The 24070-nt window shown below is 39.8% G+C and carries 28 protein-coding genes and 1 pseudogene; 15 read left to right on the top strand and 14 right to left on the bottom strand.

The genetic code is table 11. From position 1 onward, the window contains the following. Positions 1 to 116: 116 nt before the first annotated feature. The gene (locus tag B9Z54_RS08740; protein WP_113928025.1) at positions 117 to 872 is read right to left on the bottom strand and encodes an SDR family NAD(P)-dependent oxidoreductase; all 756 of its coding nucleotides are present in this window, start codon (positions 870 to 872) and stop codon (positions 117 to 119) included. Between the two features lie 816 nt (positions 873 to 1688). Here B9Z54_RS08740 and B9Z54_RS08735 point away from each other — a divergent pair. The 9 genes from B9Z54_RS08735 to B9Z54_RS08700 all read left to right on the top strand — a co-directional run bounded on the left by B9Z54_RS08735 (position 1689) and on the right by B9Z54_RS08700 (position 9130). Further along, on the top strand, positions 1689 to 2153 hold the full coding sequence (locus B9Z54_RS08735; protein WP_113928024.1) for a DinB family protein: 465 nt from the start codon (positions 1689 to 1691) through the stop codon (positions 2151 to 2153). A 261-nt stretch (positions 2154 to 2414) separates the two neighbouring features. Continuing rightward, positions 2415 to 2870: a LytTR family DNA-binding domain-containing protein gene (locus B9Z54_RS08730; RefSeq protein WP_113928023.1), complete on the top strand. Its 456-nt coding sequence runs from the start codon at positions 2415 to 2417 to the stop codon at positions 2868 to 2870. Then, complete coding sequence (locus B9Z54_RS08725; RefSeq protein ID WP_113928022.1) at positions 2867 to 3268, top strand: DUF3021 domain-containing protein; 402 nt, start codon at positions 2867 to 2869, stop codon at positions 3266 to 3268. Before B9Z54_RS08730 ends, B9Z54_RS08725 begins: the two co-directional genes overlap by 4 nt. Before the next feature lie 181 nt (positions 3269 to 3449). After that, positions 3450 to 4679 (top strand): GNAT family N-acetyltransferase, encoded by a 1230-nt coding sequence (locus B9Z54_RS08720; protein WP_162785143.1) that lies wholly within the window; start codon positions 3450 to 3452, stop codon positions 4677 to 4679. Positions 4680 to 4768: 89 nt separating this feature from the next. Continuing rightward, positions 4769 to 5191 (top strand): hypothetical protein, encoded by a 423-nt coding sequence (locus tag B9Z54_RS08715; protein ID WP_113928020.1) that lies wholly within the window; start codon positions 4769 to 4771, stop codon positions 5189 to 5191. Between the two features lie 275 nt (positions 5192 to 5466). Further along, a complete protein-coding gene (locus B9Z54_RS08710; protein ID WP_113928019.1) occupies positions 5467 to 6474 on the top strand; it encodes a phosphotransferase family protein in 1008 nt (335 codons plus the stop codon). Between the two features lie 242 nt (positions 6475 to 6716). After that, positions 6717 to 7562, top strand: a complete 846-nt coding sequence (locus B9Z54_RS08705; RefSeq protein WP_113928018.1) for an SDR family oxidoreductase — start codon at positions 6717 to 6719, stop codon at positions 7560 to 7562. 296 nt (positions 7563 to 7858) lie between these two features. Beyond that, positions 7859 to 8008 carry a hypothetical protein gene (locus tag B9Z54_RS24765; protein ID WP_162785142.1) on the top strand — a complete coding sequence of 50 codons (150 nt, stop codon included), beginning with the start codon at positions 7859 to 7861 and terminating at the stop codon, positions 8006 to 8008. Between the two features lie 252 nt (positions 8009 to 8260). Next, entirely contained in the window at positions 8261 to 9130 is an 870-nt protein-coding gene (locus B9Z54_RS08700) for a DMT family transporter (RefSeq protein ID WP_113928017.1), read from the top strand. Between the two features lie 563 nt (positions 9131 to 9693). Here the strand turns inward: B9Z54_RS08700 and B9Z54_RS08695 are convergent. Continuing rightward, positions 9694 to 9903 carry a hypothetical protein gene (locus B9Z54_RS08695; RefSeq protein ID WP_113928016.1) on the bottom strand — a complete coding sequence of 70 codons (210 nt, stop codon included), beginning with the start codon at positions 9901 to 9903 and terminating at the stop codon, positions 9694 to 9696. 176 nt (positions 9904 to 10079) lie between these two features. On the opposite strand from B9Z54_RS08695, the gene B9Z54_RS08690 reads away from it, so the two are divergent. Beyond that, the gene (locus B9Z54_RS08690; RefSeq protein WP_113928015.1) at positions 10080 to 11210 is read left to right on the top strand and encodes a serine hydrolase domain-containing protein; all 1131 of its coding nucleotides are present in this window, start codon (positions 10080 to 10082) and stop codon (positions 11208 to 11210) included. Between the two features lie 162 nt (positions 11211 to 11372). Further along, a complete protein-coding gene (locus B9Z54_RS08685; protein WP_113928014.1) occupies positions 11373 to 11726 on the top strand; it encodes a hypothetical protein in 354 nt (117 codons plus the stop codon). 56 nt (positions 11727 to 11782) lie between these two features. On the opposite strand, the pseudogene B9Z54_RS25595 reads toward B9Z54_RS08685, so the two are convergent. From B9Z54_RS25595 to B9Z54_RS08645, 8 genes and pseudogenes are all read right to left on the bottom strand, one after another. Beyond that, a pseudogene (locus B9Z54_RS25595) lies at positions 11783 to 12588 on the bottom strand (serine/threonine protein kinase). Between the two features lie 1022 nt (positions 12589 to 13610). Further along, entirely contained in the window at positions 13611 to 14207 is a 597-nt protein-coding gene (locus tag B9Z54_RS08670; protein ID WP_113928011.1) for a peroxiredoxin family protein, read from the bottom strand. 55 nt (positions 14208 to 14262) lie between these two features. After that, positions 14263 to 14877: a hypothetical protein gene (locus B9Z54_RS08665; protein ID WP_113928010.1), complete on the bottom strand. Its 615-nt coding sequence runs from the start codon at positions 14875 to 14877 to the stop codon at positions 14263 to 14265. Between the two features lie 14 nt (positions 14878 to 14891). Next, complete coding sequence (locus B9Z54_RS08660) at positions 14892 to 15278, bottom strand: OsmC family protein (RefSeq protein ID WP_113928009.1); 387 nt, start codon at positions 15276 to 15278, stop codon at positions 14892 to 14894. A 63-nt stretch (positions 15279 to 15341) separates the two neighbouring features. Next, complete coding sequence (locus B9Z54_RS08655) at positions 15342 to 16142, bottom strand: sensor histidine kinase (RefSeq protein WP_240189850.1); 801 nt, start codon at positions 16140 to 16142, stop codon at positions 15342 to 15344. Between the two features lie 17 nt (positions 16143 to 16159). Further along, a complete protein-coding gene (locus B9Z54_RS25590; RefSeq protein WP_240189849.1) occupies positions 16160 to 16402 on the bottom strand; it encodes a hypothetical protein in 243 nt (80 codons plus the stop codon). Then, positions 16389 to 17054 carry a response regulator transcription factor gene (locus tag B9Z54_RS08650; protein ID WP_113928133.1) on the bottom strand — a complete coding sequence of 222 codons (666 nt, stop codon included), beginning with the start codon at positions 17052 to 17054 and terminating at the stop codon, positions 16389 to 16391. Before B9Z54_RS08650 ends, B9Z54_RS25590 begins: the two co-directional genes overlap by 14 nt. Before the next feature lie 55 nt (positions 17055 to 17109). Next, the gene (locus B9Z54_RS08645; RefSeq protein WP_113928008.1) at positions 17110 to 17817 is read right to left on the bottom strand and encodes a cytochrome c biogenesis CcdA family protein; all 708 of its coding nucleotides are present in this window, start codon (positions 17815 to 17817) and stop codon (positions 17110 to 17112) included. A 376-nt stretch (positions 17818 to 18193) separates the two neighbouring features. Here B9Z54_RS08645 and B9Z54_RS08640 point away from each other — a divergent pair, with 376 nt between their 5' ends. From B9Z54_RS08640 to B9Z54_RS08625, 4 genes are all read left to right on the top strand, one after another. Next, positions 18194 to 18565: a GntR family transcriptional regulator gene (locus tag B9Z54_RS08640; RefSeq protein ID WP_113928007.1), complete on the top strand. Its 372-nt coding sequence runs from the start codon at positions 18194 to 18196 to the stop codon at positions 18563 to 18565. A gap of 5 nt (positions 18566 to 18570) precedes the next feature. Further along, the gene (locus B9Z54_RS08635; RefSeq protein WP_113928006.1) at positions 18571 to 19437 is read left to right on the top strand and encodes an ABC transporter ATP-binding protein; all 867 of its coding nucleotides are present in this window, start codon (positions 18571 to 18573) and stop codon (positions 19435 to 19437) included. Next, positions 19430 to 20035: an ABC-2 transporter permease gene (locus B9Z54_RS08630; RefSeq protein WP_113928005.1), complete on the top strand. Its 606-nt coding sequence runs from the start codon at positions 19430 to 19432 to the stop codon at positions 20033 to 20035. The genes B9Z54_RS08635 and B9Z54_RS08630 overlap by 8 nt, the downstream gene beginning before the upstream one ends. Positions 20036 to 20316: 281 nt before the next feature. Further along, the gene (locus B9Z54_RS08625; protein WP_113928004.1) at positions 20317 to 20787 is read left to right on the top strand and encodes a small multi-drug export protein; all 471 of its coding nucleotides are present in this window, start codon (positions 20317 to 20319) and stop codon (positions 20785 to 20787) included. Between the two features lie 560 nt (positions 20788 to 21347). On the opposite strand, the gene B9Z54_RS08620 is transcribed toward B9Z54_RS08625, so the two are convergent. The 4 genes from B9Z54_RS08620 to B9Z54_RS08605 form a co-directional block, all read right to left on the bottom strand. Next, a complete protein-coding gene (locus B9Z54_RS08620) occupies positions 21348 to 21662 on the bottom strand; it encodes a hypothetical protein (protein WP_113928003.1) in 315 nt (104 codons plus the stop codon). Then, positions 21659 to 21985, bottom strand: coding sequence for a class I SAM-dependent methyltransferase (locus B9Z54_RS08615; RefSeq protein WP_113928002.1), 327 nt, complete (start codon positions 21983 to 21985; stop codon positions 21659 to 21661). The genes B9Z54_RS08620 and B9Z54_RS08615 overlap by 4 nt, the downstream gene beginning before the upstream one ends. A 340-nt stretch (positions 21986 to 22325) precedes the next feature. Continuing rightward, a complete protein-coding gene (locus B9Z54_RS08610; protein ID WP_113928001.1) occupies positions 22326 to 23273 on the bottom strand; it encodes an iron-hydroxamate ABC transporter substrate-binding protein in 948 nt (315 codons plus the stop codon). A 176-nt stretch (positions 23274 to 23449) separates the two neighbouring features. Beyond that, a complete protein-coding gene (locus B9Z54_RS08605) occupies positions 23450 to 24010 on the bottom strand; it encodes a CBO0543 family protein (protein ID WP_113928000.1) in 561 nt (186 codons plus the stop codon). Positions 24011 to 24070 lie beyond the last annotated feature (60 nt).

Below are 24070 nucleotides of genomic sequence, written 5' to 3'. Positions count from 1 at the left end.
AAGAACTTAATTCTCCAGATAAACAGGAGGATTAGGTTTTTTTAGTCCAATTTACTAGGGAATACCACTTAAAAGGAGGGAGATCATCAACTGATCTCCCTCTAACTCTACTTTTTCTATAAAGCACCCATACCGCCATCTACCCGGTACTGGCTGCCTGTGATGAAGGCACTGTCGTCAGAAGCCAGGAATAAAACAAGATTGGCAATATCTTCAGACTCCCCGTAACGCGCTAAAGGAATGGATTTCGCTAGTGTTGCTTCATCCACTCCCATGCCAGCTTCCAGTGATCGCATCATTCTGGTGTTGACCGGAGACGGATGGACCGAGTTCACCCGGACATTAAAGCCTGCTGATTCTAATGCAGTTGCTTTTGTTAACCCCACGACAGCGTGTTTTGATGCAATATAAGGTGTGACACCGGGGCTTCCGCTAAGACCGGCCACTGATGAAGTATTAATGACACTTCCATAGCCTTGTTCCTGCATGACCCTCAACACATGTTTTAAACCTAAGAATACCCCGCGAACATTTACAGAGAGAACTTTATCCAGGTCATCAACTTCCTGTTCTGTTATGGGTGCGACTTTCCCTTCAATACCGGCATTGTTGAAGAAAATATCAATTCTACCGAACTTATCTACCGTCTCTTTGACGTAATTCTTAACTTCTTCTTCTTTCGTTACATCACCTTGGATGGTTACAACTTCTCCTAAGTCTTTTAGTTCTTCTTTGGCTTCAATCAAAGATTCTTCGAACAAGTCAACCAGAACAACCTTCGCACCTTCTTTTAGAAACTTTTTGGCTGTTACTTTCCCAATGCCGCCTGAGCCGCCAGTAATAATCGCCACTTTGTTATCTAACTTAGACAAAAAGAACTCCTCCTTCAGGGTAATAAACTACTTACAAGTCAATGGTATAATAGTAACGATTCTTTCACTAGTAATAGGTCTTAGAATTACTGAATATGTTAATACATTTTTTAAAATTGCCAAAATAAGAGAGTGAGGCACTGCTAATCTTATTTTTCTTTGCCGTTTAATCAATGAGGTGACTCTTTGTTTTTTTGAGAAGGCATCCTTATTGTTTTGAGAATAGCAGCAGCGAGGTATACCTTTGTAATCGGAACACTTTGTGTTCTTACCCCTGGCATTGCAGGGAGGTCCAGCAAGCTTATAGCGAGGTATATAAAATCTCTATTGATGAGGGGATTAGCAGGTTACCTTACTCTTCTTACCATTCGAGCAGGATGTTAACCTGTGAAGGACAGGAGAAATTTAAAATAAGCGGAATTTTTCCGGCTATGCTGCGAGATTGCCTTCGATATTGGGTATATAAGCGGAAATTTTCCGCTTAAGCAGAGATAAATGAACTATTTTCTTTTCACATCTTTTTAGCAAATAAGCGGAATTTCTCCGCTTATTTGGGCTGCTTCTGGTGCTTTTTTGGTAATAAGCGGAATATCTTCTCCTATTTCTAAAATATTTATCATAGAGGGCAATTGGCTGATGAGATTAATCAGTGGGACTTTTAGGCAGTGGCCGCTAAGAGAGGCTTTAAGCCGCAAAGAAAATCACCAGTTCTCACTTGTGGTTGATTTTTAAGATTGGCGCAGGAAGTTTCGCCAAAATAGAGAATCTAGTTATTGATAGAGTTGTTTGAATTTAATCATTCAGGAGGAGATCAAGATGATGCGAAGAGATACCCTTTTACACTTGCTTGACACAACTTATGATAAAGAAAACTGGTATGCTCCTTTTAAGTTTGCAATAGAAGGGCTGACTGCGGAACAGGCAGAATGGCAGCCTGTTGGCGAGGCGACCAAAACCATCTGGGAAAACGTCAATCATCTTATTTATTACAAAGAGAGGCTGACTGCTGAAGTGGAAGGTCGTGAGTGGACAAATAACCTGGACGGCGATGAGACTTTTTCACTTACCGATTCCAACACCAGTGAGTGGGTGGAAGTAGTGGAGCGTGCTGAAAGTGCCCATCTTAACCTTCGAAGAGCACTTTCGTCAGTTTCCGATTCCGACCCTGATCAAGATGCTTTTGAAGAGAAATTGTTGGACATCATGATGCATGATGCTTATCACACAGGACAGATCATTCAACTGAGAAAATTGCAGGGGTCTTGGCCGGCACAACGCTGATAAACGATTATTCGTCCAGAGGAGATCAATCTCTGGACTTTTTTCTTCGGATTATTATTCGGGGCTCTTTTCATAAACTTGCGACTATTAAATATTGAGATAGGAAAACAACAACATTTCCAGGTATACAGGAAAGATAAGAGCTGCTCAACTTACGCAAAGAATCATGCAGGTCATACATAAATAAAGGCAGGTTATGCAGAAATAACCAATTGAATTGAAGATTGTTGCTATAGTAAGGATAAGGAGAGGAGGTAAGGAATGAAGGTCAATATTGAAATCCATGATAAGTACGACGAAACCCTCATAACGATTCATGCGAAGGAGTGGTCAAAAGAACTGGAAGAGCTTGTGAAAAAGTTAGAAACAAAAACACCCAATCGAATTGTGGGATCGGAAGGAGAACAATCCATCCTGCTTTCACCAGATGAAATCGATTATGTCTTCGCTGTAAACCGTAAAGTATATGCTTCCATTCACAAACAATCCGTTGAACTCAATATGAAACTATACGAAGCAGAAGAACTCCTGGAGAGCTGCGGTTTCAGCCGCTTATCAAAATCGGCGATTGGCAACCTAAATAGAATCAAGCGGTTCGAGTTAGCGTTTAATGGCAGTCTCTGCGTCCATTTTTACTCGGGCAGTAAAGAATACGTTTCACGGAAATATGTTCAAGAAATAAAACAAAAATTAATACTGGGAGTTGATACAAGATGATTGATCTCTTGAGAAGAAGCTTGATTGGATTAGGCTTTACCGCGATATTCACCTTCACAGCCCTCACTATTCTAAAACTGATGAATGTGGACGCCGCCGTGTCAGATATCTGGCTCAGTATGCTGGGGAGCATGGTGATGGGGATTTACTTCGGCGCATCCTCAAAACTGTTTGAAGTGGATCAGTGGAGTCCGTTGAAGCAAACGTCGATTCACTTTCTCCTATCTATTTTCTTGTGGTTCCCGCTCGCCTTATATATTGGCTGGCTTCCGTTTAACTTCATTCCAATTGTATTGGGTGTAGCCGGGTTTATCGTTGTCTATTTGATTTTCTGGTTTGCTTTTTATTCATATTTTAAAAAGCTTGCGAGTGAGATGAATAATACGGTTAAAAGGTGAATTCAATAAACTATGAGCGGCTCCTTTTTGGGGACGCTTTTTTGTGGGAAAGAGAGACACTGGTTCTTCTATTTTGGATTGTTAAGAAATCTTCAAAAAGATATGGTAATGTGGTTAGATGAAGATATTGATTTTTTGATTGAAAAGTAGATTCTTAGAAGCAGTTTGTTAGGAGGATATGATGGAAAGACAAATCAGGAAGATATCCGGGATCGATTATGAGAAGTTTTGTAAATTGGCCAATTCAGCATTTCAAGGATTGAACGCTGATAAATGGCTGATGAACCATATTGAAGAAACAAGCAAAGAACATTTATATGGTGTGTTCAAAGGTGATGAATTAGTTGCAGGAATGAGGACGCTTGATTTTGAAGTGAACTATTCTTCTACTCCGATCAAAGCTGGGGGAGTAGGAATGGTGGCTGTTGATATGATGCATAAAAGAGAAAGAAATGCCTATCAACTGCTTCAGTACTTCCTTCAGTTGAATGAAGAGGCAAATTCCAATGTTGTCATGTTGCATCCTTTTAAAGTGAGTTTTTATAAAAAAATGGGTTTCGGGATCGGCACTAAGAATTATCAATTTTACATAAGCACAAGAGAATTTCCTGATTATAATGAAAAGGGGCACTTGGCAGAGTTGGGTCTTAAAGATAGAGAAGGGGTTCTTGAATGTTACAACAGGGTCTATTCGAGAACTCACGGAATGACGAAAAGGTTTCCTTTTGAAAGGGAATTGAATCGGCCATTTTCGTTTGGGAAGGTAATCGGTTTTGTCGACGAAGGAGAAGTGAAAGGGTATTTTGTGTACAGCATAGAAGAAAAAGATTTGTATATTCACGAACTTTTCTTTGAGTCGCCACAGGTGCTAAGGGAAATTTCAACGTTTCTGCACAGACAATCTGACCAAATCAATCGTGTGGTAATGAACTCTAATTCGGATGAACTTTTGCATTTTGTTAACTCTCCTGAAAGCGGGCAAACGACCATGGTGGATTTCCCTTCCGCTACTGACAACAAACACACTGCAAATGCAGGAATCGGGGTCATGTACAGAATTGTCAATTGTATTAACTTCTTTAAAGACCTTCAAGAGAAGAGTCATCAGTTCAATCCCGGCGTTACACTAGCAGTTAAATTTTCCATTTTTGATAGTTTCTATCCATCGAATTCCTTGCCATTTATAGTAGCTTTTGAAAATGGAAAAATTGTAAAGATAGAAGAAAAAGGATCATATGAAGTTGAAATTAAAATGGACATTGCCGAGTTCTCTTCATGGGTTATGGGAGTGAAAAATGCACATTTCTTTTTAAGATGGGGACTGATGGAAATCTCCGATGAACGTTATAGCAGCGTGATAAATTGTCTTTTTCAAACCGATCGAAAGCCTGTCGTTGCTAAGGGATTTTGATGATGGATTTACCTTCAGTCTGATTTGTACAGAAATGAAACTGAAACCTTTAGTATTTGTTTTCGTATGAAAGGAAAGGGGGGAGTTTCATGACAGGTGATACGATTTATTTTCTTTTAGGTGCATTTCTCTTATTAATTCTTATTCCTTTTTTTATCCTGAGAGATATGAAAAGCGGGAAGAAACTGGCGGATATATTCACTTCCAATATCATGTTGTTCGTGTTGTTTCTGGTATCAATAGGAGAGGTATTAAGGTCGATTCTTTCGAGCGAGGAGATGAATTATTTTAATCAAACCCTATTTCTGTTCATCATTATCTTTGTAGTTTCTCCGGCATTATTCATTCTGTTCTATCACTTGAGAAGTGATATGAAGAAGTGGGGTAATCCAGAGGAGTATAAGTACTACTGGGTCTACAAATTCAGATACATATTCATTACGGTGCTAACCCTTATGTTTGCGGGCGCAATGTACCGGTTTTATCTTATTTATGAAATCGTATTCGGATGAAACTCTCTCATAGGAGCGAAGATGTTGAGGTGATGAAGCGGTATACGGAGGGAATATATATCAGGCTGGTTCCTGATAGGGGTTCTGATTGTCGTCCTTATTTTTGCCGTTGTCAGTTATAGGCGGGGCAGCGGCAAGGTGGATTTGAAAGCGCGGTTCTCTGATTGACGGCAGCGAGGGAGAAATGCCACTACTGTTGATCGCTTCCATTGTTGAAGCTTTAAAGCTATAAAGGCCATGAATATGATATAACTATTGAGTAGGGAGTGATCCTATTGAAGACAGGCTGGGAGAGAAGCAAACCGCTAATTATTCCGGAAGATCAAACAATAACTAGTATGCTGCAGGATTTTCTAAATGGTAGAAAAATCGAAAAGATAGAGATACTTAGCGGCGGGCTCAGTAATTCTAATTTAAAGATCATCCTCGAAAATAAAGTGACGGTTGTTCTGCGTATATACAATGATCCCGGATCAAAAGCGCAAATTGAAATGAAGGTATTGGAACTAGTTGAAAACATTTTGCCAGTACCCCAAGTCCTTTACCATGATTTTTCGCTTTCTCATATCGACTATCCATTTTTACTATTGAGTTGGGTGGAGGGTTTTCAGCTATCACAATTGTTTTTAACTGGAGAGGAGGCAGCACTATCAAATGCCGGACATGAAGCAGGTAAATATTTAGCCAGGATGCATTCCATCCAATTCAGCTCACCAGGTTTCTTCGATAAGCAGCTCAACATCCAAAAGTTTGAGTTATCTGGCTCCGAGGCGTTCAAGGATCTTATCGATGAAATGATCAACGGAGGGCCGGTGACAGATAATTTAGGGCCAGAGTTAACTCGTAACATATTGAAGTTTACCACCGACAAAGCTCATCTATTGGATGATATAGGAAATCAATCTTCTTTGGTACATAGCGATTTTAATCCTCTGAATATACTTATTCTAACAGAAGGAAACAGCGTGAATATAACCGGGATTCTGGACTGGGAGTTTTCGTTCAGTAATTCGCCGTTGATTGATATAGGAAATATGCTTCGGTATGAAAATTTACAAGAATCTTCGTTTATAAAACCCTTCATAATAAGCTATCATAATAATGGAGGAGTCTTACCCCAAAAATGGCTGCAAAAAGCCAAATTATTAGACACCATAGCATTATTAGATCTGGAAAATAAAGGTGTTTGTGGAGAGGTTCGTCTAAGTGATATTAAAGAACTCCTGAACAAGACGATGATGGAGTGGGAATTATATTCTAGAGTTCAAGAAACGATTAAATAGTTTAAGTCATTCAACAAGCAGGCAGAATAGTTTTTTTGTCTAGCCTAAAAGATTTCACTATTCCAAGGAAAAGCCAGATTGTTAATAGATGAACGAATATCACGTTGTGCAGGGACATCCTAAAAGAAATTGCACTGTGGACTTCCAATAAAGAAGCAACAGAGGAAAATCAACAACAATTAGCTAAATCATTAATGTAAGGGGTGGGTTTTCCCGTCCCTTATTTTAAAGGAGGATGCCAAATGAGTATACTTGTGACAGGTTTTACAGGAAAGGTCGGTTTTCAAGTAGCACAGGCATTGAAAGATAGTGAACCCGATTTCATTTGTGGTGTTAGAAATGTTGAGAGAGTGAAGGAAAGGAATGGGAACACCTATGAATTTGTTACGCTGGATTTTGGCAGCCCCGAGACATTTCCTGAATCCTTAAACAATATCGACCGCATCTTCCTCATGTACCCGCCTGGAGAGAATCTGCAGTTTGAGGAATTTATTTCTCAGGCAAAAGCAGCAGGTGTAAAGCATATTGTTTACCTGTCTGTTAAGGACGTTCAGTTCATGCCCTTCATTCACCATTATAGAATGGAAAAACTGATCAAGAAGAGCGAAATCTCTTATACCTTTATCCGCGCAGGTTATTTCATGCAGAACCTGAATGACTTTCTCTGTAAGGAAATTAGGGAGAGAAAGCGGATCTTTGTACCTGCCGGAAAAGGAAAGACCAGCTTTGTCGATACAAGGGATATTGCGGAAGTCGCAGCGTTATCACTGACGAATCCGGCAGAGCATCAGAACAAGAAGTATGTTATTACAGGTGACCAATCATTGGATTTCTATGAAGTAGCTGATATTATGACAGAAGGACTCGGTGTGAAGATAGAATACACAAACCCATCTGTTAAGGAATTTAAGGAGTTCATGAAAAAGTCAGGGGAAGATGAAAGCATGACCAATGTTGTCGTTGGTGTCCACTTTCCAACCAAGCTGGGACTCGCAAAAGGAATCAAGCATGATTTTGAAAAAGTTACAGGCAAGAAGCCTCGACATATCGCTCAGTATATAGAAGATTTTAAGGGGAGCTGGGTATAGCAGGGGAGCAATCACACTCAAAAAGGTTTAGGGAGGCAAGAATCTCTAAGTCTTTTTTTGGGGATTGAAAAGTGCCTCTCTCAGCCCAAACATTGTTATGTTCCTGGAAGAATTAAGAAGAGCTGCGAAATAAGAAAGTTTGAAAATAAGGGAAGAAAGTTCCCTTATTTCGTCAAAATTATGAAAAACAGCTGAAATAAGGGAACTTTTTTCCCCTATTCACTTAAAAAACGGTAAATAAGATGATTTTTATTGGGTTAAGGGAAAAATATTCCCTTATTTATTAAGAATCTAGATTGAAATTGCATTTAAGGGAAGAAAGTTCCCTTATTTGCGTCTTGCATTGCTTTAATGAACTCGCTCTGGATTGGTCGATCCGTGTTTCTCTTGCCAATTTGGAAGAGTGGAAGGAAAAAGTGCAGGATGTCTATAATATTATTATGTAAACTATTTTCCTTTAAAAAGATAGTCAAGCAAGTTTTCCAAAATGAAAAATTAATAAATGAAATCCAGGACAGATGATATTTTCATCTGTCCTTTTACTATTAATACCATTTGAATAGGTTTTAGGGAAGAATTCAAGGGAAATACCGTTAATACCTTTTCTTAAAATACTAGATAATACCTGGTGAAAGTTACTAAAGGTTTCAATACATGAAATAAAAGGTGCGAGCCATTTTATATTTAGGAGGAAGACAATGAAATTTGCAGGTGCAGGCTTAGTGATATTAGCAGCTATTTGCTGGGGAATTAGTGGGGGCATTGCCAGTATTTTAATGGGGAAAGGCTGGGACCCTATTGTGATTTCCTTTTACCGTGGTGCTGTTGGATTTATTTGTTTTTTCGTATGGTTTCTCTTTCGCTTTAAGCAGAATTTGATTTCCTCGAGGAAATTCTTTTTATGGTCAGTTTTGGCTGGAGTTGGTGTAGCAGGAAATTTCACTTTTTATTTCTTGAGCATTGAAGCAGCGAGCATTCCTATTGCTTCTACTTTAATGTATACGGCGCCTGTCTTTGTTCTATTAATCTCGTTTTTATTAGGTAAAGAACGTTCAACCTGGTTTAAGTGGGGATGCATTGCAGGGGTTCTTGCCGGAATCATCCTCCTTACAGGCGCGTACAATCTCGAAACCATTTCAATAAGTTTTCTAGGGATTGCGGCTGGTTTGGCAGCTGGTCTCTCCTATGTTCTGTTTATATTCGGGTTTAAGAATGCGTCAGAGATTGGGAAGCCGCAGACGACGCTTACTACCGCCTTTTTTACCTTTTGTCTTATCCTTTTTCTGTTTTCAAACAAGGGTGAAGCCGCCAGTGTGCTGTCTTCAAGTGATATAGGCTGGTTTCTTCTGCTGGGAATTCTCGGTGCAGGAATCTCCTTCATATTGTATGACTTTGGTATTCAAAAGACAGCTCCGACAACAGCATCGATGGTTGCTATGGTAGAGCCTGTGACTGCTTCATTATTTGGACTTTTGATTCTGGGAGATCACTTGAACATGATTCAGTTTTTGGGGATGGTAATCATCCTGGCTACAATTACTTTGCTTAGTGTGAAGCAGTCTGACTAATTGTCAAATGGAATGGACAATTGAACTGTCTCATGTATTAAGGATAACTAGTAATAGAGAACTTAAAGTGAATTTCGAGAGGAAAGGGCAGCTAAACGGTTGTTTTTCATCTGATAAATAATATAAGACAAATCCTAAAATATTATTCTTCGAGAACTGAGACACCTTGAACCAAACCACCTGAAACCTGTCCTTTCAAAATAATCGGTAAAAGGAAGAAGAACCTAAAAAAGAAATTTAAGCTGACTTTTCGAAAGGAGAGCTCAGCATTTTTTATGTGTTATACCGAGGAGTCCTCTTAATAAAAAACCCCTATACTGGATGAAGAATAGAATAGGAAAGATTTACATGAACTGAGTGATTTCATCGAACATATATTGTAAGAGAATTATAATTACTGAAAATTAATAACCTCTAAAAGAAAAGCTATTGCAGTCAGGCTGATGAGCAGGGCCGTTTTTTTGAGTAAAGACAAATTCATAAAGATTATTTCCTTTCAGAAGCTTTTTTAGGGAAAAGGCACGATATGTTCCCACATTCTGAGCAGTCAGAAAGAGAAATAACTACTCAGACCTGCCGCGTTTCTTTTTTCGATCGAGGTAATCCTCATATAACAATTTATAACATACCTCTGCAGCTTCGATTGGATCTTTACCCAGAACCAGTACCTCTCGATATTCAGCAATATACCCATCTTCTATTTTCTTCACCAAAACACTAATATTCGGACTCTTGTCTTTGCCTGGCACCAGGTAAAGTGCAAACTGTTTCATTCAATACACTCCTTTCCTGTTATTTTACCATTTTTTTCTTGTTTGGGTTTTCTTTTTTAAAAAATTTCACTCTGAATTACTAAAAGAACTTTGAAGCATCAAATGAATGCTGATATCTATGATACACTCAATCTGGAAAACTTTTCATATAGTAAAAAACCAACATTGGAGGACGTATGACAACACTAAATGAAAAACTCGATCAGATAAGTAGGTATATAAATGAAACCTTAAATGAGCAGCAGGGGGTTGGTGTGGCTGTTTCTATAGTACAAGGTTCAGACATCATTTATTCTAATGGCTTCGGCCACTCTCAGGGACAACCGGTAAATAAATTCCTTAATGAAGAGACCTTGATGAGTATTCAAAGTGTTTCAAAGAATTTCATGGCACTTTCCATTATGCAGCTCGTTGAAGACAATAAGGTTTCCTTGGATCATCCTGTTGTCCATTACCTGCCTTATTTCAGAACGAAAGATAAGCAGCAAAGTGATACGATCACGATTCGACAAATCTTATCACATACAGCTGGTCTTCCCGCAGATTTAGGCATTGCCAATATGACAGCTCCCAATGTAAGAGAAATCTTTTCTGACACTCCGACGGAATTCCACGAAGCATTGGACCATTACAACCTTTCAGAAGAAGAACTGAACAGCATTAACAACCGGGAAGATGTCACAAGATGGTTTGAAAAAGTGGAATTAGAGTATGAGGTGGGGAAGGGCTGGAACTATTGCACAGATGCCTATGTGATTCTCGCTGACTTATTTGAAAAAGTAACCGGTGGGAAATGGGAGACACATCTGAGGGATAATGTTCTTTTGCCTTTAAAGATGGAGAGAACCACATGGGAACCCGATATGGTCGAAAATGATGAAAACAGCGCTAGATATTACTTAGGCAAGGAAAAAGTAGAAACTCCATTTCCGAAGCATCCACTTTCTGCTCCTATTGGTTACTTATATTCCAGTGCCAACGATTTGGCACGATACTTACTCTTCCATCTAAATGGTGAATCAACAATTCTGGATTCTGATTTAATCAAAGAAATGCAAGAACCAGTCAGCCTCGTTAGTGAAGAGTGGAGATTCGGAAGCGAAGCCAGAAGCTATGGACTTGCATGGTTCACTGATATTTATAAAGGTTTCAGGGTAGTTGAACATGGCGGGGGTCAAATGGCAGTAAGATCCTTAATAAGCATGGTTCCTGAACTAGACCTCGGAGTAGTTGTCTTACTCAACTTTGACGGAACCCTTCACCATGATATCTGTGACAAGATCATAGACACCTTCATAGATGGCTGAGGTAATTAACCCTTTAAAGCACGAAAAGGGACATTCCCTCTTCGTGCTTTTAACGTACTAAAGGGAATTGCTTGGTCATCATTTTTGGATAGAAGAATCGGAATGATATCACCGTTTATTTCTTATATATAGAGTATAAGAAATATAAGAGGTGAGGATAATGTGAACTTCAATATGTCTTCTGCGAAATTGCTGGCCTTGAACTTGCAGGGATTATTAGATTTGGTTAATCGAACGTATCAACAGCATTCATTTATAGTATTGGATCAGGAAATTCTTTACCGACTGAAGCTGCTAGTGGAGGAATACAGGCTGCAGGCTTTAACCGATGAGCTTTTTCGACTGACGAAGTATGACGAGGAAGAAAAGCAAACTTTGATGAACATTGAGAAAGTCCATGAAAAGGTAATCGTACTGGATGAGTTTATCCATAACAATTATGATGATTTGTTTCTTTTTTCCGGCAGGGTGCATAGTATTCTTTCGATCATAGAAGCGATTAATAATAAGCGGTGACAAGTGTATTTCCCAGTATCCTAATCTAAAAAAGAACAAGCGCGAGGACAATCTCCTCACGCTTGTTCTTTTAGTTGCAGGTGTTTGAGGATGGCTGCCACATCATTGGTAATTTCACTGATATGATCATAAGCCTTTTCAGTTCGAAGCATTCTTCTGATCAGTTTCCTTGTAGCTTCCGTGATGTTCAATTCCTCTTCCCAGGTCCGTTCTTGCTTGGAGTCAGGCTGGAAGCTGGAATAGAGTAAGAAGAGAAGAAAGTGGCCAAGTGCATAATAATCGCTTTTAAAAGAGTGTTCCCTGAATAAAGACTTCTCTGATGTATCACCATGCGATAAAGAATGGGATTCCATTTCCCCAAAAACGGCAAGTCCAAAGTCAATTACATGTATGCCTTGTTCATTCTTAATAATATTCGGAAGGCGAAGGTCACGGTGTATACACTCGTGTTCATGCAAATATGCAACGGTCGAGAGGACTTCCTGCAAAATAAACAGGCTTTCTTTTTCAGAATAAATGAGACCGTCATTTAAAATAAGATCCTCAAAATTTTGCCCCTCAATATGTTCCATCACAAGGCACAATGATTTTCCTTCCTGAAACAAATCGATTTTTTCGGAATTGAGGGGTGGTCGAGCATGGAGAGAGTCTCCGCTTCTACACGCAGCATGCCTTCGCAGTCCTTTCCTTTACGCTTTCTATTCCGCTTGATCACCACAAGCCGGCTCCTGTTTTGATCCAAGGCCAAATAGACCTGTCCGTAACTTCCTTGCCCGATGAAGCGCAGCACCTTGTATTTTTCATTGAGGATTGTCCCTTCCTTATAAGGAAGAGACAAAAGGTTTTTGAGAGAAAGAATCATTTGTTATCAGCTGCTGCTGTAGGATTTGAAAAAGCCGCTGGATTTATGTTTGCGCTTGTAATGCGAATGGCCGTATTTTGAAGGATGGTGTCCGGAATATCTTTTTCTTGAATAACGGCTGCTGCTTGAGTATCTGCGGTGAGACTTACTGTTGAGAAGACTTTTTAATAATTTCTTTAACACGTAAATTCCCCATTTCAAACAATTTTTTATATAAAAAACACTCTGCCGAAAAATGGTAAAGTGTTTGTGTGAAAAGGGGCTTTACCAATCATGGCAAAGGTCTCGCTAACAGCAGATGCTGCCAATCAGGCCGAGGATGCACTCCCGTAATGACGACCTAAATGTAAAAGCTACTCCCCTTTGGAGTATTTAATTATATCTTTACTTTAGCAGGTGGTAACAGAATAATCAATAAATATCTAATAGAGGATGAGGGAGGGGGATTTAAGGGATACATCTGGTGAAAAATGATGTCCAAGTCGCTTTGAGCTCCTGTAAAGAACACTTCAACATGTAAAATCGGTCGAAGTGTCCAAATAGAGAGCTTTTAAAGAACACTTCAACATGAAAAATCGGCCGAAGTGTCAAATAGAGAGCTTCTAAAGAACACTTCAACATGAAAAATCGGTCGAAGTGTCAAATAGAGAGCTTCTAAAGAACACTTCAACATGTAAAATCGGCCGAAGTGTCAAATAGAAAGCTTCTAAAGAACACTTCAACATGAAAAATCGGCCGAAGTGTCGCATAGAAAGCTTCTAAAGAACACTTCAACATGAAAAATCGGCCGAAGTGTCGCATAGAAAGCTTCTAAAGAACACTTCAACATGTAAAATCGGTCGAAGTGTCAAATAGAGAAGCTTCTAAAGAACACTTCAACATGTAAAATCGGCCGAAGTGTCGCATAGAAAGCTTCTAAAGAACACTTCAGCTCAAATATCCAGCCGAAGTGTCTCTTAAAAAAAAGATTATTTCCTTCATGCCTCTCCATCAAATAGAACAAGCTGCTTCCCTGATGATCTCTAATTTACTGCGTCAATCAAACTCTTCATCATATTTTCATCCATAGGTCCTATAATTTTCTTAGCGATCTTGCCTTCGGTATCGATGACATAGCTTGTCGGGATGGTGAAAGCTTGATACTGCATACCGATGTCACCTTCTTCATCAAGTGGGACGGGGAAGGTAAGCTCGTAATCTTGCACGAACTCTTCAATAGCGGGTTTTCCTTCATCCATATTCGTTAAATTGACAGCTACAATTTCAATTCCGTTATCCTTATTTTCTTCATAAAATTTCTGCATATGTGGCATTTCAGCTTTGCAGGGGGGACACCAGGTAGCCCAGAAGTTCAAAATGACTTTTTGGCCTTTGTAGTCAGACAACGAAACCGATTTGCCATCAATTGTTGCGAGAGTAAAATCGGGGGCCAATTCTCCTTCCTTTACTTCCGAGAGGTCCGCACCGGGTATGCTTTTATCTTCTTCAAGCTTCTCTGCAGTCGTAACAGTTTCGGGTGATTCACTTACTGGTTTGTCAAAATAAGTATTCCATACGTTTACAATTACAATAGCTGCCGCCACGATTATAATTCCAAAGGAAATGGTCTTTTGTATCAATGGGTATGGCCTCCTTTAATTTTAGTGCCGGACTGAAGAATTCACAACGCAATTACTATCGAATATCATACTGAGAATCCTTACTCTTTATTAAATCTACTAGAGCGAGAAGTGCCAACCAGATCAACGTAAGCGTTTCTAATGTGAGCAGAGTTTTAAACACACTTAAAATCAGCAATTCGCAAAGCACAAGGAATAATATAATTCGAATAGACATTCCTCCCGGCTGCCCGCCTATTTTTCTAAAGAGAGAAAGAAACAGAGCTAGCAGGAAGAAGTGAAATATAAGTTCAATATAGTTCCTCTCCAACCCATTCACTATGACCTCATAACTAAGGAAGAAGAGGGGGAGAAGCAAGCCGGGTCCACCCTGAACTACCCTTCGTTTCATGAACAGAAAAACGGATATGGCAGCCAATCCTGCAATATGCCCTGCTTTTCCGCCATTGAAGTAAAGGACGGACAAGGGCATGTCGAGAAAGAGAGCAGGGTGGAGAAAAATATAGCTCAGCTTCCAGGCTACAACGTACAGGAAAAAACTGTTCCAGTACCAATCTCCCGTTTTCATCCCGTTTTTCAGCCGGTATAACAAGGCTGCTGCGATAAGCGCAAGTATAGCAGCAAGCCAAGTGGAAGGGATGGTCAGGCTGCCAATATGAAAATAGGCCATCTGATCAGCACTCCTTATTTAGAAGAAATCACCTTGAAGGTTAGATCGATGCTATGTATCACCGACTGAATCATGCCGCAGTTTTTTATCACCAGCTGTGCAATCTTTTCTTCTTCATTTGTCGAATACGGAGCTGCTGTCATTACATGTGCGGTAATGCTAAGCTGCTCAATTTTATTAGCAAGTGACGGATTCCTCTCAGCCGAAATAACCGTTTCTATCTTTTCGAAGGGAAGCCTTTTATTAACTAAAATTGATCTGAGTAACATTCCGCTGCATCCTGCTAAAGATGAAACGAACAATTCGAATGGGCGGTAACCCTGGGAATCATCAGGAGAAATACTGAGCTCTCCATAATGAAAAGTGCTTGTAATCCTGTTCTCTTCAACAATAAATTTCATGATTTCTCTCCTTTCATTCTCATTATCAGTTCTTATTGTTAAGAACAGGTTAAGAAAGAAGGATTAATCCCGGATAAGTGGGATTTTTATCAAAAAAGAATGTGTGGTTCCGTCTGTAATTATGTCTAGGCTCCCTTGATGGGCAGAGATGATGCTGGAGGCTATTGCTAATCCAAGCCCTGCTCCGTCCGATTTAGTCGTCCTCGATTCATCCACTCTGTAGAAGCGTTCGAAAATCATATCTTTTTTTATAGGATCTATAAACTTTCCTTTATGAGTGAAGCCTATGATCACTAGCTCAGTACCTTTCTCAGCCGATACAGATAGAGAGTCACCAGTATTGTAGTCAGAGATGTTTTGGAGGATATTGGTGAATACTTGCTTTAGGCCATCTTTATCACCGGAAATTTCTGCTTCCTCAAGCTCAATAGATATATTGGTAAACTGTTTTGTGAGCTTAAGGTCGAAGGCGGTAATAATTTCGTCCAATAATTTTTTGATAGATATCGCTTGAAAACGATCCTGGTGAAACTGTTCGATCTCATTCCAGTTATTGAGATCTGTGATATGCTCAACAATCCTGGTGATTCTGCTTGATTCTTCATGAAGAGATCCAAAGAGGGCGGGGCTTCCATCTATGACTTCATTCTTTAAACCTTCCAGGTAACCATTCATATTGGTTAGAGGCGTGCGCAGTTCATGGGCAATGTCCTTCATCATTTCATCCCTTTTCATTGCTGATATCCGAAGGGACTCTGACATTGAATTGAAGCTTTCAACCAGTTCCTTCAATTCACCAGAAGTCGATATCTTCAGTTTCTCAGGTGACTTACCCCGCTGAATTTCCCGTGCTGCATCAGACAATTCTTTCAAAGGGCCAATCATTTTTTTGCAGTTATGTAATGAACGATTCCCACAATGACGAACGCAAGAATACTGACCTTGAGAAGAAACCAGTTTAGTGTTTCAACAAGGGAGGAGCCTGTCACGTTTTCTGTATTGACGATGTAACAGGTGTAGTCCTTTAAGGTCAGGCCAGCCAGCAAGATCACCAGGAGGATGACCAGGCTGTTCAGCGCTACCAGCCTGGTTAGAAGGTTTGTTTTGAACTTATTGCGCAACAAACTTATACCCCATTCCTCTGACTGTCTGGATGTAATCCTTAGGTGTCCGTTCTTTGATCTTTTCACGCAGATGCTTGATATGAACATCGATGGTTCTATCGGAAACAGCCTTCTCGTTTTTCTCATAAATGGAATTGAGGATCTGTTCTCTGGTTAAAACCTGATCAGGATGGCTCATGAACATATGCAGGAGTTTAAATTCAAAATGAGTAAGCTCCAGCTGATCTCCATGAATCCATGCTTCTCCTTTAGCAGGTTTGATTGTGAAGCCGGTAAAGCTCAATTTGCCGCATCTGCTGGCTGTACGCCTAAGAACCGCCTCAATCCTTACCATTAATTCGGCAGGACTGAACGGCTTTACTACATAGTCATCCGCTCCAAGTTTGAAGCCCTGGATGCGGCTTTTTTCATCGACTTTAGCTGTCAGCATGATAATGGGCATCAAGCTTTTTAAATCCTCTCTGATCCAGCGGCAGACTTCCTCGCCGCTCGTTCCCGGAAGCATTAAATCCAGAATGACAATGCAGGGATCATAGGTTTCAATCTTTTGTTTAGCCTCGCATCCATCACTTGCCTCAAGAACTTCATATCCTTCTTTGGTTAAGTAGATTTTCACTAACTGCCGAATTTTTTCATCGTCTTCCACGACCATAACCGATTTTCCGATTAGTGCAGGATTTACCAAATTTATCACCTTTTTTCTAAAATTAAAATAAACTGTAGGCTGATAACCAAGCGCTTATTTTTTGCATTTGTCCGCTCAGAACTAGGAACCCAAGCAGGATCATGACCACTCCGTTAATAAATGCCAGCTTTGATAGATATCTATTTATTTTTCTCATCGTGTTTAAAGAATACGAAATGATGACCGAGATAATGAAGAAGGGAATCGCCATACCCAATGAATAAGCTCCGAGAAGAAAAACTCCCTGCATAAGTGTATCAGAAGAACTTGCAAGCAATAATATTGAGGAAAGAGCAAGTCCGACACACGGAGACCAGCCAGTGGCAAAGGCCATTCCCAGCAAGATGGACCCTCCCATGTTCTTGGTCTTTTCTTCTTTATGAAATCGTTTTTCTTTCATCAGAAATTTAAAGTTTATCAACCCGGCCATCTGCAGGCCGAAAATAATGATGAGAATCCCTGCTATCTGCATGATCAACAGCCTGTAATTCATAAGCACCTGGCCAATATAACTTGCAGATGCTCCTAATGCTATAAAAACTACACTAAACCCGAAAATAAAGCCAATTGACCTGCTATATAGTTTCCTGCGGCTTACCTGCAGCTGACTCCCTTCAATTTTTCCGCTTGTTAAATGAGTAACGTATGCAGGCAGAAGAGGGAACACGCAAGGTGAAAAAAATGACAGAAGTCCCCCTGCCAAAGCAAATAAAATACCAATTTCATTCATTATAACTCACTCCTTTTCAGTTCAATTATGGTGAGGGTTTATTAAGGATTGATTAAGAAACTAGTAAATAAATTTCGGAAACAATTTGGATTTCTTATAGTCACAAGTCTTTTCGGGAAAACATACCCTTGAAATATTTTTCAACATCCTGCTCAAAAAGGTTGTGTTAATAGAAAGTCTGTGTATATAATGTGTATATCGTATATATACACTATGCGAAATACAAAAGAGTACGCCGCACTGAACGATTTTTCTTCAGAGTTCTCAGGGGCCATTCAGGCTAAAAATAGACGTCAAAGCGCTCTATCCCTAAATCAGTTCTGCCAGCAATTAATACTGCAGCAAGTACCCATAAAATGATAGAAAAGGGGTTTCCATGAAAATTATCATAGCCAATAGTTCAAAGGAGCCGATTTATGAACAAATCACCAGCCAAATAAAATCGTCCATATTAGCAGGTGAGCTGGAGGAGGGAGCGCCGATTCCTTCTATGCGGAAACTAGCCAAGGATTTAAAAATCAGTGTGATTACAACGAAACGGGCTTTTGAAGAGCTGGAAAAAGAGGGTTTTATTTATTCCATTGTCGGAAAAGGCTCGTTTGTCGCTGAACAAAATTTAGAAATGATAAAAGAGAAGAAACAGAAGGTCATCGAGGAACAATTAAGTGCCGTTATCGCCAACAGCAGAGAAATTGGCTTGTCTCTGGACGATCTTCAGGAATTGATGAAAATCTTATATGAGGAGTGAGCGAATTGGAAAATGTGGTTGAATTTAAAAATGTCACCAAGGAATTCAAAGAGTTTTCCGTGAAAAATATTGATTTGCAAGTGAAGCAGGGCTTTGTAACAGGGTTCATTGGGGGAAATGGAGCCGGTAAGTCGACGACAATCAAACTGATGATGAATCTTCTTAAACCAGATAGGGGTGAAGTGAAGGTCTTCGGGTTGGATTATAGAACACATGAAAAGGAAATCAAGGAGCGCATCGGATTTGTGTATGATGCTAATGTCTTTTTTGAAGGATTGAATTTAAAAGATATTAAGAGAATAGTAGGCTCCTCATACAAGAAGTGGGATGATACTTTATTTTACCAATACGCAGAGCAATTCGGACTTCCTCTTAATAAGGCGATCAAGACCTTTTCCAAGGGGATGCAGATGAAGGCGTCACTGGCAATCGCCCTGTCACATCATGCAGAATTGATTATTATGGATGAGCCGACTGCTGGGCTGGATCCGATTTTCAGGCGTGAGCTCCTGGATCTATTACAGGAATTGATGGTGGATGGAAGCCGTACCATATTCTTTTCGACACATATTACCACTGATTTAGATCGAATCGCTGATTACATAGCTCTAATAAAGGATGGTGAATTGGTTTTTCATCAATCCATTCACGAGGTGGGTGACAATTACGCCCTTGTAAAAGGAGGACTTGATCTCCTGGACCGGGATACAGAAAAGGCACTGCTTCAAATAAATCGAGCTGCAACGGGATTTGAGGCACTGACCGATGATATTGCTGGCGCCGAAAAAACCTTTGGAGAATCAGTTATCATTGAACCCGCCTCTTTGGAAGACATCATGTACTATATGAAAGGGGAGAGACAGCATGATTAATCTGATCAGAAGAGATGTCATCCTGCAAAAATGGGGGCTCCTATTCTTTATCCCTATCATTCTATTCTTCATCATTATGGACTCTCATCCAGTCGTGACTTTTCTGGTAGCAAGTCTTTTCATTCCTTTGAACGCCTATGCTTACGATGAAAAAGCCGAAACGAATATCCTGCTGAATTCTCTGCCATATACAAGGACAGAAATCATCGCCTCCCGGTATCTTGGTGCGATCATGTATATGCTTATTTCAGCAGGGATCACCAGTCTGGCTTTCATACTGCTGAATAAACCATTTTCCATCAGAGATATTGCGGTCAGCAGCAGTTTGTTCCTATTGTTTGCATCGTTCACTTTTCCAATGTTTTATATTTTTAAATCAGGATATATTTTTCCAGTCATTTTAATAAGCTTTTTAGCATTAGCAGGTATCGGGCCATCCGTCGTTATGTATCTGGCTCAGTACCTGACAGCTGTCACAGATATGATCGCCAGCTTGGCGCAGCCGGTTTTATATACAGGAGCCGCCATTGGTGTAATAGCTGTCTATGCTGGTTCTTGGGGATTCAGCCACGTCATTTATCAGCGGAAAGCGTTTTGATGAAGGACTTTTTACACAAGGCTCTTTTCGTAAACTTTGTTGCTATTTGATACTTATTCCGAATAAGTAACCCTATTATGAAGGTAAAATATGGAGAAACCGAAAAGAAAAGAGCTACTCTCCCCCGATAGGAGATGAGACTCTTAGTATCCGGGGAAAAATCCGGATCTTGGGATTTTTCTGAAAGTAAACATATATGCGAAAACATCCTTACACAAAAAAACAAAAAATACATTATACTACAAGTAGAAGTGAAAATTTAACAGCAAGGGGAAATAGTTATGGATTTAGTTTGGGGATATATCCTGGTATTTTTGTTAGCAGCAGCGCCATTTTTTGAAGCGTATGGTGTGATTCCTTTAGCAATGATTGCCGGTCTATCACCGCTGCCTGTAATCATTTTAGGACTTACAGGAAATATCGCAACGGTCTTATTGGTGATTGTCTTCATAAATAAAATTAAAGAGTGGAGACAGAAGAAGAAGGAAGGGAAAGAAAAGGCAGAGAGTAAACGGGGACTGCGTGCCCAAAAGCTCTGGAAAAAATATGGCCTGCCTGGTCTGGCCATCATTGGTCCGCTGCTGGTTGGAAGTCATCTGACAGCTATAATGTGCTTAACTTTTGGCGGATCCAAAAAGAACACGGCCTATTGGATGATTGGCAGTATAGTGCTGTGGAGTCTGACATTCGCAACTTTAGTTCATTTCGGAATTGATTTAGTAGGATATGAAGAAAAGAATTACTTTGAATAATAGACTCTATTCGCTTTTACCTTCTGTGTTTATCAGATTAGCAGTTTAGCAATTTCATTCAATTGTAGAAGCTGGTGAACTTCGCTGGCTCACCAGCAGGGAAGGTATTATAAATAGTTGTTATAAGGGTGCTACAGTGAAAAGAATCATCAGGTATAGCATCACACTTAAAATACCCTCTGGACTCCCGGAGGGTATTTATTAATTAAATATTGAATGCAACCTGCTAGTTTTTAATTATTTTAGAGATAATAATGAAATCAGCTAAAATAGAGGAAAAAGGTTTTGTTATTTAGTTTAAAAAAGATATAATAGTTCACTTTTCTTTACATAAGGGAACCTATTTCCGTTATTTGTACAGAATACAGTGTAATTTCCAAATTAACGGAAAAAGGTTCCCTTATTTATGAATGAACTGGGTGGTTTTATCCGTTAAGAATTGGGCATCTTGCTAAATCACGGTCCTTACCTCTTAGCCAACCCGTTACAGTATTATTACGAAAAATAACCCTAACCTGATTGAAAATTCAGGGTTCGTCCAAATCAACAAATGCCAGTGATTAATTACCTGGAGATAGAATAGTAAAGGCTTGGTTGTTTTCGGGATGAGGGGCAATATTTAATATCGCCCAGAAAGCACCGTAGGGCTCATCAAATAACTCTGCGCTATTTCCCACAGTATGAAATTTTTCACAAAGGAAAATGTCCCAATTACTATCAAAATCCTTCGGTTCCCAACCCGATTTATGCTCCTGCCATTTACCGCCGTTTAATCCCCATGCATCTTTTCCATCAGGATGCTGCTGAGGCAGGAATCCGAGTGGCGTGAAGAGGATCACCTGTACTCTGGCGACTCTTTTAGCCTGTTGAATCAATCTTTTTCCCTCTTTTTTTCTAAGTGCTCAATAACATCTGTGAATAGTATTGTGTCTGCTGAATTGGATGGCAGCTGATTCAATATGTCCCATGTAGAGTTAATCATGACGTATGTCCGGTCGGGGTTCTTCAAAATATTTTCAAGATGTTTGATATATTCAGCATAAGGCTCAATGCAAACTTGTACCTTAGGTTTAATGAGTTGTTGAGGTCTGATGCCGCAGCCGATGTCTATCACATAATCCGTTTGCTTTATATGTTTCATTACTTCAGGCTGCAAATCTTTCCTATTCTCGATTTTTATGATGGGCAAAGCAGTCAACTCCTTTCCTCCTACAGTTTATTCAGAATACTAGTGTTTTGTTCTCAGAAAACTATGTGTTTCTCTGCTTCTGAATTAAATAGGCTTTCTTGATAGTGATAGAGATGACAAAGTGTCAGGCAGTTTGAGGGTTTTTGCATTTAGTGGTGAATGTGGATACTGAAGAGATAAAATGCTGCATCGCAATGCAGGCTGGAGCTTCTGTAAATCCTTTCTGGGGAGGGGGATGATCCCATACCAGGCAGTTGAATCTTCGTCCGGTGAGCCTATTACCTCTTATCGAAAAAAAGACACTGAGATTACAAGAATCCAGTGTCTTTTTGACTCATATAAATCAGCATCAATTCATGTTTTCTAGAAATTCTGTTTTGAAAATATCCAACAGATATTCAAGAGTGATGGGGTCACTATATGTTATGGCTTTTGTATCCAGTTCTATGATTCTATTATTTTTAACGGCGGGGATGTTTTTCCATGTTTGAGTTTCCAGGAATGATCCGTCACCATCCTGATTTTTGCTGAGGACGATGTAATCTCCTGCAAACTCGGGAAGAAGTTCTGCGCTTAATGTGTAATATCCCGGCCCCAGTGCATTTTCTTTAACCTTTTCCGGCATTTCCAGTTTCATCGTTTGGTATAATAATTCAGTTCCTCTTGCCCAGTTATCTCCAAATACGTAAGCTGACTTTGCATCATATTCAAAGACAGAAACTGTTGCATTTTCACCGATTTTATTTTTGATAGCTGTGCCGGTTTCCTCAGCACGGGCTGTGAAATCTTCCACCCAGTCTTTTGCTTCCTGCTCCTTATTTAGGAGCTTGCCAATTTCGACTTGCTGCGTTAAGTAATCCAGTTTCCCCCATGTGAAGGCAACAGTAGGGGCAATTTCGCTCATCTTATCTATGTTTTTCGAATGAGAACCAACAATGATAAGGTCAGGCTCGAGTTCCACAATTTTTTCAATACTCTCATCTGAAACTACTTCAATTCCATCCAATTTCTCTTGAAACAGCGGGTTGGTATTTGTCCATTCGTCAACACCGACAATTTGGCCATCAAGTGCCAGCACATTTGGAGCGCTTGAGAGGGCAATGATCCGTTTAGGATTTGCCGGAACTTCAACAGGTCCTGTTTCAGATTCATATGTAATTGTTTCTGCTGTATCTTCCTCAACAGCTGATTCGTTTTCCGATGCTGCTGAATTATTGACACTGGATGTTTCGGCATTTCCGCAGGCATTCAAGAAGAACACCGACAGCAGAATGATTGAGATGACTATTTTCTTCAACTTATAATTCCTCTTTTCTAAATAATATTGATAATCATTATCACCAACGATCATCCTTTATAATATACTAATAATGATAATCATTGTCAATTAGATTAAAAAGTTGTGGAACTATTTTAAAAAACTTCCATAGGCAGGGCAGCAGCCTGTTGAAATAAAAAAGGGCAAGAATTTTGTCATCCTTGAGCCCTAGCCTCATACTTCGTAATTTTGATAATTAGAAATCGAATTCCTGTTCCGAGAAGAATGTAATAAACGAAAGAATAGAAGTAGTGCCAATTCACATAATGAACGAGGGATAGCCACTCACAAAATGGCTCGCCAATAAACGCGTAGGAAGCCGCCATAATAACAAGTGCTGCGCCGAACGATTTCCCCGTTTTAAAATATTGACACATAAGCATATAAGGGACGGGTACCATGGATATATCAAATGGGAAGGCTCTTGGAATCACTGGTACAAATTCAATTGGGTATTCCCAGAGCCTGAATTGCAAACCCACAGTATCCAATAGAAGGGTAATCAGCATCACAATAACCCCAAACAGGATAGATTCCACCAAAAGTCTTCTTTTCTTCAAGAAAAACCAGATAATCCAGGGTACTGTAAAAAAACCCAGCAGCAGGAACCATTCGGGTGTTAAAAATTCATAGCGGAACCAGCCCTTAGCATCCAAGGCAAATAAATGGTCTTCAATCAGCCTGACATCCAACAGATGATCACGTTGTACTTTCATAAGTCTCACCCTTACAGAAGGAATATACTTAATATGTCCGGCGGCGTTCGGTTTATCCAT

The sequence above is a fragment of the Bacillus sp. P14.5 genome (genome assembly GCF_003316765.1).
Taxonomy (GTDB): Bacteria; Bacillota; Bacilli; order Bacillales; family Bacillaceae_B; genus Rossellomorea.
This window is presented reverse-complemented; position numbering and strand designations above follow the sequence as displayed.